The sequence below is a fragment of the Bacillus niameyensis genome (assembly GCF_001375535.1).
GTDB classification, from domain to species: Bacteria; Bacillota; Bacilli; order Bacillales; family Bacillaceae_C; genus Lederbergia; species Lederbergia niameyensis.
The window spans coordinates 2,259,511-2,274,270 of record NZ_LN831197.1; the positions used below are offsets into that span (position 1 = coordinate 2,259,511).

Below are 14,760 nucleotides of genomic sequence, written 5' to 3' on the forward strand. Positions count from 1 at the left end.
GATTTGAATACTCGCAATGGCTCACAAAGCTCTGCACTATTACTCAGGTAAAAAGTTATTCGTAAATGCCTTTTCTATATCGATTTCTTTCTCCAGCAAATCTTTTTCTAACATCCAATCCATATAGTTTTGCCAAATTTCCAGCTTTTGTTCGCCCCAACGCGGAGCATCATCTTGGTAACGAGATGCAAGCCATTCTTGGCTTTTCTTCACAAGGTCAGCATCTAAATCAGGTACTTCTTTAACTAAAATATCTGCTGCCTCTTTAGGATTCTCAATTGCGAATTGATAGCCTTTAGAAACGGCTGCCATGAACGACTCGACTGTATCAGGTCTATTTTTCATGAATTTTTCACTAGTCGTAATGACAGGTGTGTAGTAATCAAGCTTGTCCGAGTAATCTGTTAAGTAAATCATATTAAGGTCATCTCCACGGAGTTCTGCTTCGACACCTGTCCAAGCATAATAAATCCAAGCGAAATCGATATCTCTTTTTACTGCGGTAAAAAAGTCAGTATCCCCCATGTTTACAACGTCTACTTTGCTAAAATCACCGCCATCTACGTCCATCAATGAGCTAATAACCGCTTGTTCAACAGGCGCACCCCAGCCGCCATATGTTTTCCCTTCAAAATCTTTTGGCGTTTTAATACTTTTATCAACAGGTGAAGCAAGGCCAGATGTATTATGTTGAATAATTGCCGCTATGGAAACAATCGGAACTCCTTGAACTCTCGCCTCCGTAATGCTTTCTTGTGCACTTATACCGAAATCAGCTTTTCCAGAAGCGACAAGTTGATCTGCTCCTGCCTCACCAGGCAAGTTGATCTCAACTTCTAACCCTTCATCTTTAAAATAGCCTTTTTGCTGAGCCACATACAGTCCAGTATGATTTGTATTTGGCGTCCAATCTAAAACGATCGTTACTTTCTTTAAATCATCACCGTTTTCATTCTTTCCTCCAGTGCTGCTACAACCTGCAAGCAAAACGAAAACTAGAAATACTGTTAACCACTTTTTCAATCTTTTCTCCTCCCAAAATTGGATTGGAAAGTGAACCGCTAATCGAAAAGCGCAAGCGCCTGTCCATCGACGTACAAATATCAGAGCTTCTGACCGAGATAAAGGAATCACGATGAGCCTTCAGACGAATCGATGATGACTTATCGACAGAAGAAGCGTAGATATTTGCTAGTCGATAGGCGCTGGAGCTAGACAGCGAAAAAGATGCCTAAGTTCATTATGAACCTAGGCATCTTGAAAAGAACACTCATTAGCATGAATGAATTAATGTTCCCTTCGCTGGTATGAGCCAGAGCAGGTTCGAAGGGTCAGCATCTCAAGGACGCACTCTCAACCAGCATCACTGGTCCCCCCACATTCCATATTTGATATTCTCACAACCTATTATAACAGATTAAGTCGAATAGGCTAGTATTAAGTCATTCTTAATAGCCCGAACCCGCTAACGCAAAAATTATAATAAAGATAAAAATATAAAAGATAATAACAATTGCAATAAATCCTGCGGTAACGATTAAATAAGCTTTTGCAAAAAGATTGCGCTGCAGATTTTTATTATCGACCGCCCAAATGATAAGCATAATGATATTGACAAATGGTATAAATAGAAGAATCATTGTGACGATCCAGTCTTTTAAAGTCATAGTTTGTTGTTCTGGTTGCATAGAGTCTCACCTCTTTTCAATAAACTCCTCATAAAATATGTACATTAGCGATTGTACCCTTTTTCGACAAAAAACTTCTATATTTTTTTGAAATTTACTCATTTAGACTGATTATATTCACTATGAAATTAAGGTATTACTGAAATCGTTTCTTATTTTCTAGTAGAAAAGACCTCTTTTAATGCTGGATCTAAAGCAGGGAATGTGAATTCATATCCTGTTCTAAGAGCTTTCTCAGGAATCGCTCTTTGACCTGATAACAGCATACTACTCATTTCACCTAATAAAAGTTTCATAGCAAAACTAGGAACTGGAATCCAATGCGGTCTCCGCAACACCTGTCCAACCGTACGGCCAAATTCCTCCATTTTCTTTGGTTCCGGTGCTGTGAGATTAAGTGGTCCCGCTATTTCTTCTTTCTCAATCGCCCATTGGATAAGCCCAGCAACGTCTTCTACATGTATCCAAGACAACCATTGTTTCCCTGACCCAACAGTTCCTCCGATTCCAAATTTATACGGAAGTGCCATGAGTGGGAGTGCCCCTTCCCCTCCAAGCACAATCCCAAGCCGGGCACTAACTAGACGAACACCGAATTCTTTAACTGCCGCAGCTTCTGTTTCCCATGTTTTCACAACAGTTGCTAAAAAGTCATTGGCATCCGTTACAGAATTCTCTGTAAAGGTTTTTGTGTCAGACATACCGTAAATGCCGACTGCTGAAGCATTTATTAGAACCCTGGGCTTTAAATCTAGCCCCTTAATTAGCCGAATGACTTCCCTAGTAGCGGTCACTCGACTTGTAAGGATTCTTTCCTTTTTAGACTTTGTCCATCTTAGCCCATTGATCGATTCTCCAGCTAAATTAACAAACGCATCTACTTGACCCAATTGCGTTGCTGGCTCATTATCCGGTGTTAACCATGAAACATACCGTAATCTTTCAGTAGTTTCATATTTGCTCGGATCTCTCGTTAAAATCGTCACATCGTAGCCTGATTGTAGCAATTTCCTTTGCAAACACTGACCAACAAAGCCACTTCCCCCTGCAATAACAACATGCATGAAATTCGGCTCCTTCCTTATCGGATACTCAGTTCAGTAGTAACGATCTGATAAACTTCTTGAAATGATACTCCATGTTCTAAGGCAGCTTTTTTCACGTCCTCATATTCTGGAACTTGTCTAATCATTTCTCCATTATAAAAAGCTTGTTTCACTTGAATCATTCCATATGGCGTAGTGATTTTTGCGATTTTGCGATCCAATATTTCTCTAGTCCACGTACTTTTTCTAACTCCAAGTGTTGTTGTTTCAAGCAATAACACTTCCGTTAGATGAGCTTCTTTTTCAGTGGGTGCCAGCACAGTAATAAGCGTTCCTGCCCGGTTCTTTTTCATAAAAACGGACGTGTAATAGACATCTAAAGCCCCTTCAGCTAGCAGCTTTTCCATGACAAATCCAAACTGTTCGCCTGTCATATCATCAAGTTGGCATTCAAGAATCGTAATTGTTTCTAAACGGTTGTTTTTTTTTTCTCCAGTAACTCTCCAACTAACACTCGCAGTACATTAGGGCGCCCTGGAATATTTCGTGTCCCTGCTCCATAGCCAATTGAGCTCACTTTCATAGCGGGCATTTTCCCAAATGAATCAGATTGACTTACAACAATACCTGCTCCAGTCGGTGTTGTTAATTCATATTGTAGGTCACTAGCGGCGATCGGAATATTTTTCATCATTTCTAATGTCGCTGGTGCAGGCACAGGATAAATACCATGAGATATTTTAATTTGGCCCGAACCAAGTGGAACGTGAGACGTAATAATCTCTTCAATCCCCAAGTCCTCTAAAGCGATCGCTGTTGCAATGATGTCGACGATCGAATCGACGGCACCTACCTCATGGAAGTGAACATCCTCAATCGACATATTATGAATTTTCGCCTCTGCCTTCGCAATCGGAGCAAAAATATCTTTACTGCGGATTTTGACAGCTGGGTCCAGATCAGATTGCTCAATTAATTGAACAATGTCAGCATATCGGCTGTGGTGGTGATGCCCATGATCATGGTGATGATGATCATGAGAGTGAGAATGATGCTCGTGATCATGGTGTTGGTGAGCATGCGTATGAGTATGATGCTCATGATCATGGTGTTGGTGAGCATGCGTATGAGTATGATGCTCGTGATCATGATCATGGTGTTGGTGCTGTTCATTTCCATGTTCTTCATCAAGAATGACATCAAATTTAACTGAGCTGATCCCTTCTTTAACCACCTTTTTTTGATTTAAAGTATAGCCATGAACATCTAGTTTTTTTAGTTCTGTTTCGATCTTTTCAAAAGATGCCCCTGCATCAATTAATGCACCAACCATCATGTCACCGCTTATTCCGGAAAAACAATCAATATAAAGTACTTTCATAACTAACATCCTTTCATTGCTTTCTCAATTGTATTCGTTAATGTTCCTGCAAAATAGGCTGCACCAAATCCATTGTCGATATTGACGACAGACACTCCACTCGCACAACTGCTAAGCATTGAAAGGAGTGCAGCTATACCATTCATACTTGCTCCATACCCAACACTTGTTGGTACCGCGACAACCGGCTTCGAAACAAGTCCGCCAACGACACTGGCAAGAGCTCCTTCCATCCCGGCAACAACAATGACAACATTCGCCCCTTCAATCATTTCCAAATGATTTAGTAGCCGATGCAACCCAGCAACCCCAACATCATAAAGGCGTTCTACTTTATTCCCCATTAATTCAGCTGTAATGGCTGCTTCTTCGGCGACAGGGAGATCCGATGTTCCAGCACATACGACTGCAATATAGCCTTGTTTCCATTGTTCTTCGTAGTTTTTGGCAATCCAATGAAATGTTCGAGCTGCCTCGTCATATAAAAACTGCTCATTAGCATAACTTGTCTGAAGAGTTTTCAAAAGGATGTTAGCTTTTTCCTGACTAATTCTGGTAGCTAACACTTTCGAATGATATTGCATTAATTTTGAAAAAATTCCAGTGATCTGTTCAGCCGTTTTCCCCTCACCATAGATTACCTCTGGAAAGCCTGTCCGCTCTTCCCGCTGGAGGTCAAGCGTAGCAAAACCTAATGACTCATATGGTTTTAAGCCTTTTAAAGCCTCCTCTGCTGTGAGATTACCTTGTTCAACCATTTTTAAAATATGACTTAATTGATTCTGCATGTGGATACTCCCATTATCTCTGTTATTTTTATATAGCCCCGCTCCCAGTGACTAACAAACTTTTAGCTTCTATCGGCGGCAGGAAATTATGGTCCTATAATTCCTTCACTCGCTCATATTATAATAATGTTTGCACTTCGCTTAATGAGCGTTTCTGCTCTTCGCAAAATATGTACGACAAACTTGTTCAGCTGCATGTTCTAGTAAAATCTCCGCATTTTCCATAGCTTCATCTAAGGATATTGGGCGATTGAGAATACTGTATACGCCGATTACTCCATACGGATATAAGTTCTCGATATTATTACCAACTGAACCCGCAAGGATAATCGTTGGGACTCCTTTCTTTTGAGCAACCTGAGCAACTCCCATCGGCGTTTTACCATAAGCTGTTTGGAAATCAACTTGTCCTTCGCCCGTAATGACTAAATCTGCCCTCTCTATATGTTCCTCTAGTTTCGCATATTCCAAGACAACATCAACGCCACGTTCCGTTTCTGATGGGAAGAAGGCTTGAAAGGCTCCGCCAATTCCCCCAGCAGCACCCGCTCCCGCTAAATCATGAAGACGAATGACTGTATGCTGCTTAACTAGATCCGCATAGTGAGTAAGATTGCGATCTAACTCTTCAACCATTTGTTCCGTTGCTCCTTTTTGCGGACCATAAACATATGAAGCACCGTTGTCACCAACAAGTGGGTTTTCCACATCAGAAGCAATTAGAAAAATACTTTCTCTAATTCTCGGGTCAAAGTTTTCAAGATTGATAGATTCAATACGACCTAATTCCCCGCCGCCAAAGCCGATTTCCTCACCCGACTGATCTTTAAATTCTATTCCAAGCGCCTGAAGCATGCCAACACCACCATCATTTGTGGCTGATCCGCCGAGACCCAAAATAAACTTTCGATAACCGTCATCCAATGCTTGTTTTATTAATTGGCCTGTACCGTATGTAGTTGTTTTGAGTGGATTACGTTCATCGGGATGAATCAAATCAATCCCCGAAGCACTTGCCACTTCAATCACACATGTCACTCCATCGCCGAGCACTCCATATTGAGCTGCAACACTTTGCCCTAGTGGACCCGTGACCTGGACTTCAACTAAATGCCCATTGGTCGCAGCCACTAAATTTTCACTTGTCCCCTCTCCACCATCTGCAACAGGGACAAGAACCGTCTCTGCTTCAGGAAACGCCGTTTTAATTCCTCGTTCAATGGCAAGTGCTGCTTGTTTTGCCGTGACACTTCCTTTAAACGAATCAGGCGCAATCACAATTTTCACATTCCCACTCTCCTCTGAATCCGTTTCCATTATATTGTTAAAATAAATATATCATAAAAGCGGTGCCTGGCACGCCCCGTTTGATTAAAAGGAAAAGGTAATAATATTATAAGAAAATAAGAGTGGCTCATTTATTTGTTACACTGCTTCCCTCTTAAATAACCAAGCTTAAACATTATTAATAACTACACTTCTTTCGTATAATGAACTGAAGTTCTGCCATTCATTTTAAAATCCCCCGAATACGAAGTTTTTCAGTAATTTGCTCCAAACTAATCCCATACAGTCGCGCAATATCTTGTGCATAGCTTAGTCCTTGTGGCGGTGAAGGGGTTATTTTGTATGTTCGTTTTCCTGTACTGTCTTTGCTTAACTCATGCCGCTCCACCCCTGCAACCATACTAATTAATCGGGAATCACTCTCCGGAAATTCAGAGTTAATGATGTCAATATTGGCAGCTAACTCATGAAAATGAGTAGCGAAAACTGTTCTACAACCAATTATTACAATCCCTTTAATAATATCTTCAGCTAAATATAAACCTTCTCCTGGACTAGTACTAGAGAATGATTCATTCAAAAGAATGAGGCTATACGGAGTAGCCCTCTCAAAAACTCCGGCCAATCGTTGAGATTTTTCTCCTAATCTTCCATTTTTAACATCTGGTGTCTCTTCCTCATTGAAATGGGTACAAATCCAGTCCACCGGGCTAATGGCGGCAGAACTTCCGGGAATGTATAGCCCTGCCTGAAACAGTAACTGCGCTAAACCAATTGACCGGGTGTATGTAGTCTTTCCCCCTTGATTGGGTCCTGTCAAAATAAACACTCTACCATTAGGTCCAAATTCGATGTCATTTCCTACGATTCTTTGATTTAGGTTAATTCCAGCTATATACATCCCATCCATGGCCAGTATCATATCTCTTAAATTTTCAATCTTGCATTCTCTATTTTCCTTTGGCAATACGATAGGCTTACACATGGAAAGTCCTGATGAAGTAAGCTTTTGAATCCATTTGGAAGCACCAATATAAAAACTTATTTCAAAAGCCAAACTCGATAGGGAAAGAGAATGAAAGCGAGTGTATTGTCGAATAGCTGCACCTATTGGTAATACTGCCTCACTAAATATATCTTCAAGTTCTCTAAATAATGTGCTTTCAAACGCCGGCTTGTTTAAAAAACGTTGAAATTGAGAAACGCCTCGAACTTTCTCGTCAGCTGATTTAAGCCCTAAAAAATTTGAAAGTACGGAAGGCTTTTTATACGGTTTGGATTCAATTGATAAAAATACAGCTTCGACTGGCTTTAGCGTTTGATCCAGATTAATCCCTATTGTTACGAAGGACATATTTTGGAGCTGATTTTTAAACTTTGGAATGTCTCTTTTCAATGACTGATACGTTTGATCTTCCATGGTTTCTTCGATATAGCTGACCAATTGGAGCAATCCCTTAGATTTCAATCCACTTTTATATTGGCGGAAAATAGAGTCTAATTCTCCATACACTCTACAAATATATATAACTTTTCAAGTTGCCAAGCTATTTTTCGAAATTGATCCGCACCCAATGAATATACGTCAAATTTATCATCCTCAAGTTTTTGTATAATCGGCAACACCTTTTCTAACCTTTGAATCAAACCTGGATGACTTAAAAAGTCTTCCATAATATCCAATCGGTATTTGATTACTTTTGGCTCATCGCATAGATCACAAATAAGACTTATTATGTCATTTCGATATGTATCATTTATACAAATTTCATTTACAATTTGATCTACACCTAAATTTTTCATGTAAGAATCGTCTATGGCTTTTTTTGAATCGGCATACATTTCTTTACTAAGATTTGATGGCCATAGTAATTGTATTGAATCATTTACTTCTAAATATACGAATTACAAATAATCAAACCCCACCGATTTTTTATGCAAAAATAAAAGGTAATAGGATAACGCATGTTACTTTGAGAAGTATTAAATGATAAAGCAATATATACAACGAAAATTAGCAATGTTATTTTTGGATGTCCTCAAAAAAAATAATTTTATTCCCGAATGGGTCCCAAACGCAAACCTCCCGAGAATTCCACGGGGTTGTTTCAATCCCAGGACGCGCATACTTGTATTTCTTTGATATAAGGGTTGAATGGAGTAACTCTAAATTCTCTACTTCAATTCTTATAGCACCACCCGGACAGCAATCTCCATGATGTTCTGAAAGATGAATAATACAATTCCCATAAGAAATTTGCATGTATAAAGGTAGATCATCTTCAAATCGATGTTCCATATCCAATGTAAATCCCAAAAATTCTAAATAAAATTCTTTTGCTTTCTCCTCGTTAAAAATGCGGAATATTGGTGTAATTCCTTTCAAAGTTATTTCAGATGTACTCATTACATACTCACCCTTCCTCACTTTTTATTACTAAGTAATTCCTTTTATTATTCAAGGTAGACCAGAAGGCGTCAGACCTTAAGTTTCCTTTAGGATTACCTAGAAAGATCTGTTACCCAGTCTTTTATTGATTTTTCCAAACGTTGAACTGAATGGATCACATTATTATTACGGCGAATTTTTATTAGATTCATAGAATGGATTAGAGAGTAGAAATCTATTATTTTCCGCTGTTCATTTGTAATTCCCCAATAACGGCAAAGTTCCTCAACATAGAATAGGGAATCATTTCCTATGTCAGCAATGATCGTTGCTTGCGTTAGTCCTAGCATATTTAGAGGATCACCATAACAAACCCAATCAAGGTCAATAACACCTTGGAATTTCCCTTTAACATCATGACATTTTTAATTGTAATATCGTCTAAAAAACAGACAGGCTTTATTTGTTCAAAATAACTTTACAAGATTTCGGTCTGTTTTTTAATAGCTTTTATACCATTTTCACCTACAACATCTTTTATTTCTGGAAGTCCACATTGTATGTCCCATTCAATGTACTCACTCCACGTTTGTGAGTTTGCTTTTTTATTAATTGGTGCAAAACCATATCCTTCACCTGATGGTAATGTTGAAACCCTTTTTTGAATGGAAACAATGTTCCTTGCTAATTCAGATATTTGTTCAACGCTCATCACAGATAAAACAAAACGAAGATCCCTTCCGAGTATTTTATCCAATAATATAAAGGCAAATGGATATTTTTCCTTTGTCACATCTGCATAAATAACTGCTGGGACAGGTATCCCTAATTGCGACAAAATTTCAATGTTATCTTTTGTCCCTTCAAGTGGTTGCTTCAGCTCATTCGCCCGAAAAATCACCTTTTTATCAGGCATTCGTACTTCATAAACTGTATTCATCTCACCATAAGTCATTTTATTTATTTCCAACGGCTGATATCCCAAAATAGAAAATACAATTTCACCAACCAATGTTTGATTCATTTAATGCCACCTTTATATTTTTTCCACTATCATCTTTTCCTATCTCCTTACTTCAACAAAAAAGACCCTTCTCCTTCGTAAAATAAACCTTTTAGCAATCGCATTGTTCACGACATCAGGTGCATTTGGGTAATAATATTTATTTACAGATAGCTCCTGCAATGTCTAAAATCTAAATCGGGTTTCTTATTCATCTATGAATCCTCCAAAGTAAATTTATGTAGATTGCTTTTCTATTAAAGTATAGTTATAGTAATTAATGATAGAATTTTCAAATATTATGGAGGTTGGCTGAATGCTTTGGAAAACCTTACCTCATTGGTTTTGGGTTTTATATTATTTATTTTTCCTAGCAACATTAGGAGCCGCGATATTTAGTATTGTGAAAAATAAAGGAAAAGTAATGGCCTTTATAGCGATTATATTCACAGTAAGCATTCCTATAATCTCTCTTATCAACAGTATAGGCAGAGCAGAAGGATCGAATGAATTTGAACATTTGGTGAGTCAATTGCAACAGGGTGCTGTCTGGTCTGTTTTTACTGCAATAGGGTATTTATTTTTGTTAGTATGGTGGGTTTTATTTTTGTTAGTATGGTGGGTTTTATTTTTGCAAAAAAAATTTTCAACAAAATAAGCGTAAATCCTATTTAGATTAACGCTTATTTTGTTGAAATTTGTATGTATTATTTAGGTAGATCAAGCTGCCAAGATACTCCGAAACGGTCGTTTATCCAGCCAAACTTCTTACTGAAACCATAATCACCAATTGGCATTAAGGCCTGTCCACCATCCAACAATTTTTGGTAAAGATTATCGATTTCCTCTTCGTTATCGCAAGTAACATATATTGAAAATGAAGGTGTGAAGGAAAATTGATGTTTTATATTACTGTCAATACACATGAATTCCTGCCCTTTTAAGGAAAAAGAAGCTTTCATCACAGTTCCTTCTTCCCCAGCTTCATTAGCCCCATATCGAATTATATTAGTAATTTGAGAATCCTTCATAAGGGAAGTATAAAAATTCATTGCTTCTTCTGCCTTGCCGTCTTGAAACATTAAAAATGGGATTATTCTCGACATTCTTATCTACCTTTCAATTGAAGATATATTTTCATTTCTTTATATTTTGACCTAATCAGAACACGTTATCAAATCACAATCCCTTTAAAATTCGACACGTGACAGGCACGCCCCGCTTTCTGTCGAATAGACTTCTATGGAATATTGATTTTTCTGTATTTTTGTGTTATAATACCTATAGATTATGTAAACTTAATGGAGTAGTAAAAAATATAAAATTCGAGGTGAAGTCAATTTGTTTGCTGGTGATCGTTTTCGCGATTTTCAGCTCAATGGCTTTCGTAAGGATCTCGTTTCCGGTATTACTGTCGGTATTGTGGCCATTCCTCTTGGGATGGCTTTTGCCATGGCTTCAGGTGTCAAACCTGAGTATGGAATTTATACGACCATTATCGCCGGACTTCTTGTTTCCTTACTGGGAGGCTCCCGCTTTCAAATCGCGGGTCCTACAGGAGCATTTATCCCGATTTTGCTTGCGGTTGTGCTTCAATATGGATACGAGAGTTTATTAGTCGCAGGGTTTATGGCAGGTATCATGCTCGTCATTATGAGTTTTTTACGGATTGGGAATTTGATCCACTATATTCCCCGTTCTGTCACGATTGGATTTACAACTGGGATCGCCGTCATTATTTTTAGCGGTCAGCTTGGGAATTTTCTAGGCTTAGAAAACATCGAGAAAAAGGAATATTTTCACGAGAACATGTTGGAGATTTTTCACAATCTCGATACACTCAATTTTTATAGTGTATTAACTGCGGTCATTGGACTTTCCGCTATTCTACTTGCTCCAAGAATTTCACGTAAGATTCCTGTTTTACTAGTTGGTCTCATTATCCCAACAGTAGTAGCTATTTTATTATTTCCAAATAAAATTGAAACGATTGGCACTGCTTTTGGAGGAATTCCTCAAGGTTTGCCAAATTTCCAATTTCCCGAAATCACCTTATCCAAAATCGGTGAACTTTGGGTACCTGCTCTTATTATTGCTGCTTTAGGCGCGATTGAATCGTTATTATCGGCTGTAGTTGCAGATGGCATGACGAATGAAAAGCACCACTCCAATCGCGAATTATTCGGACAGGGAATCGCTAATATGATCACGCCTCTTTTCGGCGGTATTCCTGCCACTGGAGCTATTGCGCGAACAGCTACTAATATTAAATCCGGTGCCGTATCTCGATTTTCAGGGGTCATTCATAGTTTATTTGTATTCATCACATTGCTACTATTCGCACCTTATGCTTCCCATATTCCACTTGCAGCGATGGCACCGATTTTAATGTATGTCGCTTGGAATATGAGCCAATATAAAACATTCAGTCAGTTGGTGAAACTCAAAACAAGCGATTCTATCGTTCTAGTTGTAACCTTTATCCTGACTGTCTTTGTCAACTTAACCGTAGCTGTACAAGTAGGCTTGCTCCTTGCTGTTTTACTGTTTGTTAAAAAGAAAAGCGAATTACTTCAGATCCATAAAAGTGAAACTTATAAAAAGGATGTAGTAGATTTAACGGCTCATTTTCATTATAAAAGCTTCAAAGTGAAAGGACCTTTGTTTTTCGGAACAGCTCAAGTGTTTGAACGACATATAACTTCCTCGATTAAAAATTATTCAAAAGTGATTATTCTTAATTTGAGCGAGGTAACAATGATCGATGCAACAGGTGAGGAAAAACTTGAGGCTTTTGTTAATGCGGTAAAAAGAAACGGAGGAACCGTATTAATCGCAGGACTCCCAGACTGGGGATTAGCCCTTTTTGAGAAAAGTGGACTTACTGATTTGATTGGATCAACCGGATTCTTTCCGGATGAAGAAAGTGCCCTTAAAGAGGTGCCTGGCACGCCCCGAATTTTGTCGAATACGAAGACAACAGGGTAAAGGTATGGTGATATCTCCTTTACCCCTGTTCTATTTTTAGAAAAACCCTAAAGCAAATTTCCCATCTTCAGAGATCATATCTGGTGACCATTTCGGTTCCCAGACAAGATCAACCTTAATCTTTTCCTGTTCAACATTTAAACGATCCATTAAAACGGATTTAACACCGCCCACGATTGTGTCATGTAACGGACATCCCGGCGTTGTGAGCGTCATTTTTATATAAATCTTCTCGTCTTGGCATTGAATATCGTAAACAAGACCCAGATCAACAATATTGATACCGAGTTCTGGATCATAAACAAGTTGAAGCAATTCGAGAACTTGCTCGACAGTATGCATCTTAATCACTCCTAGTTAAAAACTTTAGCGTGCGAAGACACGTCCAATTAATATAATGTACAAAATGGAACTAAGAGAAAAAGCAGTTCCACTAACCGCAATGATCATTTCCATATCAAATGTGATCCCGGCAAATAAAATTAGTAGGAATGAAGCGACAAACAACAACCCCCAATGAACTTTCTTTTCATCTAACATATCCGCCATTAAAAGCGTTCCTGGTTTACCAGCAAATTTGCCATATTTATGCGTCCACCAAAGAAAAGGAACTATTTTTGATGCATAACACAAAATTGTGAAGGAGACCCAACCACCTAAATAAATCCAGCCGATTAATAAAACAGATCTTGAGGCAAGCAATTGTTCAGGGAAAAATAAAAAATATAAAATCAGGCAAACTGCAAAAACTAGCAAAGCTTGACTAGCATAAACGGACCAGATAATTCCTTTACCTGGATTCCTTTTTACTCGATGTTTTTTTATTTGTAGTAAATGAAGGTTATACGTCACAATAGCTATCGTGAGTAGAAATACAGCAAACATGACGAACCAATGACCGCCCCCAAATAAAAATGCAGCTGCTCCAAACAGTACTGCTAGATTCCAGATGACCAAAGTAACTTTTTGCAACCGTTCTCGGTAATTATGAGATAAATAGAACATGGGCAACATTTTATAACTAAATCCGGTAATTAAGAGACCAAACCAGCCTACTGTCCCAAGCCAAATATGGGCTCCAAAGAAATGGTCGTGATAAGAGTTCCAGTAGCCTTTGTAAAAATTCATCCCCATTGCAAGACCCAATATAGCTGTTAGCACTAAATACAATACTGCTAAGGCAGCACTAATTGTGATCGCATCCCATTTTTTCGCTTGGAAAAGAGTTACCCCCATATTCCATGCAAATAGAAAAATACCGACCATGGTTAAAATGGCAAATAGCCCAATCCATGTCGTTTTTACAGTCCAAAATCCATACAAAAGTCCGCAAAGCCCAACGGTAAAAACTACGTAATGAATGTAGCCTAATTTTTCACTATATATTTTCGTCTGTAAAATAACGTTAATCAGTTGGTATACCGCTCCCATAGCGAGCATAGTTGCCCAACCAAGGATAAATAGGTGCGTATGAAACCAACCAGTCGGGCCACGCAACCCTTGATTGATCCAATCTGTAAGAGTTAGTATTGATGAAACTTGAAAGAAAACAAATCCGATGATCCCAGTAATAATGAAAAGAAATGGGAGACGGAACATGCCTCTCGCCTCCTTATACTTTTTGAATCTTTACTTTCGCCGAGCCATCTCCCTGCTCCTCCACTTCGAATGGGCAACCAAGATGGTTTAACTCTTCAATAAGAAAAATGGGGACACGATCATTATGAATATGGACGGAATCGCCAGGAAGCGAACGATCCAAAGCCGCTAAAGTCCGCATCATTGGTTGCGGAGGTTCTAGTCCCCGATTATCTAATGTAATCGTTTTAGGCTCCCTCTTGGATGAAGCCTTTTCCTTAGACTGTAGAACAGCAGTAAGTGTATCTTCAGCCTGTGATTCCTCTCCATCCAACCACTGCTTATATTTTTTATGAACAAAAGTTACAGTCCAGTGATTTTTTTTCTGCTTCTCCACCTTGTTCACATAACCCTTCATTTTCATAACTCCAAGGAGTGGTGTTGGCTTGAAAGTGGCATGAAGGATAAAAACATCTTCTTTCTTTAAGCTTTTGACCGTATCCATAATGAGTTGAAACGGCTCAATTTTCTTCTGTAGTTGAGGACGAACGTCCAGTTCAACGATATTCTTTTGCTCCAAGGTTGATCAACTCCTTGAAAAGTATTTGACAT

18 protein-coding genes and 1 riboswitch are annotated in these 14,760 nt (G+C 38.7%); of the genes, 2 read left to right on the forward strand and 16 right to left on the reverse strand.

What is annotated here, in order from left to right; translation table 11 throughout:
• Positions 1 to 39: 39 nt before the first annotated feature.
• The 12 genes from BN1243_RS10650 to BN1243_RS10705 all read right to left on the reverse strand — a co-directional run bounded on the left by BN1243_RS10650 (position 40) and on the right by BN1243_RS10705 (position 9,603).
• On the reverse strand, positions 40 to 1,023 hold the full coding sequence (locus BN1243_RS10650; protein WP_062106640.1) for an ABC transporter substrate-binding protein: 984 nt from the start codon (positions 1,021 to 1,023) through the stop codon (positions 40 to 42).
• A 254-nt stretch (positions 1,024 to 1,277) separates the two neighbouring features.
• Positions 1,278 to 1,387, reverse strand: a riboswitch (TPP riboswitch).
• Between the two features lie 61 nt (positions 1,388 to 1,448).
• Positions 1,449 to 1,688, reverse strand: coding sequence for a hypothetical protein (locus BN1243_RS10655; protein ID WP_062106642.1), 240 nt, complete (start codon positions 1,686 to 1,688; stop codon positions 1,449 to 1,451).
• Between the two features lie 152 nt (positions 1,689 to 1,840).
• A complete protein-coding gene (locus tag BN1243_RS10660; protein WP_062106644.1) occupies positions 1,841 to 2,752 on the reverse strand; it encodes a TIGR01777 family oxidoreductase in 912 nt (303 codons plus the stop codon).
• Between the two features lie 17 nt (positions 2,753 to 2,769).
• On the reverse strand, positions 2,770 to 3,168 hold the full coding sequence (gene larC2 / locus BN1243_RS22870; RefSeq protein ID WP_062106646.1) for a nickel pincer cofactor biosynthesis protein LarC2: 399 nt from the start codon (positions 3,166 to 3,168) through the stop codon (positions 2,770 to 2,772).
• Positions 3,169 to 3,203: 35 nt separating this feature from the next.
• The gene (gene larC, locus BN1243_RS22875; protein WP_062106648.1) at positions 3,204 to 4,115 is read right to left on the reverse strand and encodes a nickel pincer cofactor biosynthesis protein LarC; all 912 of its coding nucleotides are present in this window, start codon (positions 4,113 to 4,115) and stop codon (positions 3,204 to 3,206) included.
• A 2-nt stretch (positions 4,116 to 4,117) separates the two neighbouring features.
• Positions 4,118 to 4,903, reverse strand: coding sequence for a nickel pincer cofactor biosynthesis protein LarB (gene larB, locus BN1243_RS10675; RefSeq protein ID WP_062106651.1), 786 nt, complete (start codon positions 4,901 to 4,903; stop codon positions 4,118 to 4,120).
• A gap of 141 nt (positions 4,904 to 5,044) precedes the next feature.
• Entirely contained in the window at positions 5,045 to 6,190 is a 1,146-nt protein-coding gene (locus tag BN1243_RS10680; protein WP_062106653.1) for a glycerate kinase, read from the reverse strand.
• A 223-nt stretch (positions 6,191 to 6,413) separates the two neighbouring features.
• Positions 6,414 to 7,703 carry a MutS-related protein gene (locus tag BN1243_RS10685; protein ID WP_230200171.1) on the reverse strand — a complete coding sequence of 430 codons (1,290 nt, stop codon included), beginning with the start codon at positions 7,701 to 7,703 and terminating at the stop codon, positions 6,414 to 6,416.
• Complete coding sequence (locus BN1243_RS10690) at positions 7,688 to 8,032, reverse strand: hypothetical protein (protein WP_230200172.1); 345 nt, start codon at positions 8,030 to 8,032, stop codon at positions 7,688 to 7,690. Before BN1243_RS10690 ends, BN1243_RS10685 begins: the two co-directional genes overlap by 16 nt.
• A 181-nt stretch (positions 8,033 to 8,213) precedes the next feature.
• Complete coding sequence (locus BN1243_RS10695) at positions 8,214 to 8,597, reverse strand: glyoxalase superfamily protein (protein ID WP_062106659.1); 384 nt, start codon at positions 8,595 to 8,597, stop codon at positions 8,214 to 8,216.
• 95 nt (positions 8,598 to 8,692) lie between these two features.
• Entirely contained in the window at positions 8,693 to 8,929 is a 237-nt protein-coding gene (locus BN1243_RS10700) for a hypothetical protein (protein ID WP_062106661.1), read from the reverse strand.
• Positions 8,930 to 9,057: 128 nt separating this feature from the next.
• Positions 9,058 to 9,603, reverse strand: a complete 546-nt coding sequence (locus tag BN1243_RS10705; RefSeq protein WP_062106663.1) for a phosphotransferase family protein — start codon at positions 9,601 to 9,603, stop codon at positions 9,058 to 9,060.
• 295 nt (positions 9,604 to 9,898) lie between these two features.
• Between BN1243_RS10705 and BN1243_RS10710 the strand changes: the two genes are divergently transcribed.
• On the forward strand, positions 9,899 to 10,240 hold the full coding sequence (locus tag BN1243_RS10710) for a hypothetical protein (RefSeq protein ID WP_062106665.1): 342 nt from the start codon (positions 9,899 to 9,901) through the stop codon (positions 10,238 to 10,240).
• A gap of 49 nt (positions 10,241 to 10,289) precedes the next feature.
• On the opposite strand, the gene BN1243_RS10715 is transcribed toward BN1243_RS10710, so the two are convergent.
• Positions 10,290 to 10,688: a VOC family protein gene (locus BN1243_RS10715; RefSeq protein WP_062106667.1), complete on the reverse strand. Its 399-nt coding sequence runs from the start codon at positions 10,686 to 10,688 to the stop codon at positions 10,290 to 10,292.
• 235 nt (positions 10,689 to 10,923) lie between these two features.
• On the opposite strand from BN1243_RS10715, the gene BN1243_RS10720 reads away from it, so the two are divergent.
• A complete protein-coding gene (locus tag BN1243_RS10720; protein WP_062106669.1) occupies positions 10,924 to 12,570 on the forward strand; it encodes a SulP family inorganic anion transporter in 1,647 nt (548 codons plus the stop codon).
• A 36-nt stretch (positions 12,571 to 12,606) separates the two neighbouring features.
• On the opposite strand, the gene BN1243_RS10725 is transcribed toward BN1243_RS10720, so the two are convergent.
• Genes BN1243_RS10725 through BN1243_RS10735 form a run of 3 tightly spaced genes read right to left on the reverse strand, consistent with a single transcriptional unit; the run spans position 12,607 to position 14,728 of the window.
• The gene (locus BN1243_RS10725; RefSeq protein ID WP_062106671.1) at positions 12,607 to 12,912 is read right to left on the reverse strand and encodes a metal-sulfur cluster assembly factor; all 306 of its coding nucleotides are present in this window, start codon (positions 12,910 to 12,912) and stop codon (positions 12,607 to 12,609) included.
• Between the two features lie 24 nt (positions 12,913 to 12,936).
• Positions 12,937 to 14,169 (reverse strand): hypothetical protein, encoded by a 1,233-nt coding sequence (locus BN1243_RS10730; protein ID WP_062106672.1) that lies wholly within the window; start codon positions 14,167 to 14,169, stop codon positions 12,937 to 12,939.
• A gap of 13 nt (positions 14,170 to 14,182) precedes the next feature.
• Positions 14,183 to 14,728: a DUF2249 domain-containing protein gene (locus tag BN1243_RS10735; RefSeq protein WP_069201781.1), complete on the reverse strand. Its 546-nt coding sequence runs from the start codon at positions 14,726 to 14,728 to the stop codon at positions 14,183 to 14,185.
• Positions 14,729 to 14,760: the final 32 nt, after the last annotated feature.

Coding starts and splice junctions, on each gene's coding strand:
- BN1243_RS10655 (WP_062106642.1), bottom strand. CDS start 1,688: ATGCAACCAGAACAACAAACTATGACTTTAAAAGACTGGATCGTCACA.
- BN1243_RS10660 (WP_062106644.1), bottom strand. CDS start 2,752: ATGCATGTTGTTATTGCAGGGGGAAGTGGCTTTGTTGGTCAGTGTTTG.
- larC2 (WP_062106646.1), bottom strand. CDS start 3,168: ATGACAGGCGAACAGTTTGGATTTGTCATGGAAAAGCTGCTAGCTGAA.
- larC (WP_062106648.1), bottom strand. CDS start 4,115: ATGAAAGTACTTTATATTGATTGTTTTTCCGGAATAAGCGGTGACATG.
- larB (WP_062106651.1), bottom strand. CDS start 4,903: ATGCAGAATCAATTAAGTCATATTTTAAAAATGGTTGAACAAGGTAAT.
- BN1243_RS10690 (WP_230200172.1), bottom strand. CDS start 8,032: ATGTATGCCGATTCAAAAAAAGCCATAGACGATTCTTACATGAAAAAT.
- BN1243_RS10695 (WP_062106659.1), bottom strand. CDS start 8,597: ATGAGTACATCTGAAATAACTTTGAAAGGAATTACACCAATATTCCGC.
- BN1243_RS10700 (WP_062106661.1), bottom strand. CDS start 8,929: ATGCTAGGACTAACGCAAGCAACGATCATTGCTGACATAGGAAATGAT.
- BN1243_RS10705 (WP_062106663.1), bottom strand. CDS start 9,603: ATGAATCAAACATTGGTTGGTGAAATTGTATTTTCTATTTTGGGATAT.
- BN1243_RS10710 (WP_062106665.1), top strand. CDS start 9,899: ATGCTTTGGAAAACCTTACCTCATTGGTTTTGGGTTTTATATTATTTA.
- BN1243_RS10715 (WP_062106667.1), bottom strand. CDS start 10,688: ATGTCGAGAATAATCCCATTTTTAATGTTTCAAGACGGCAAGGCAGAA.
- BN1243_RS10725 (WP_062106671.1), bottom strand. CDS start 12,912: ATGCATACTGTCGAGCAAGTTCTCGAATTGCTTCAACTTGTTTATGAT.
- BN1243_RS10730 (WP_062106672.1), bottom strand. CDS start 14,169: ATGTTCCGTCTCCCATTTCTTTTCATTATTACTGGGATCATCGGATTT.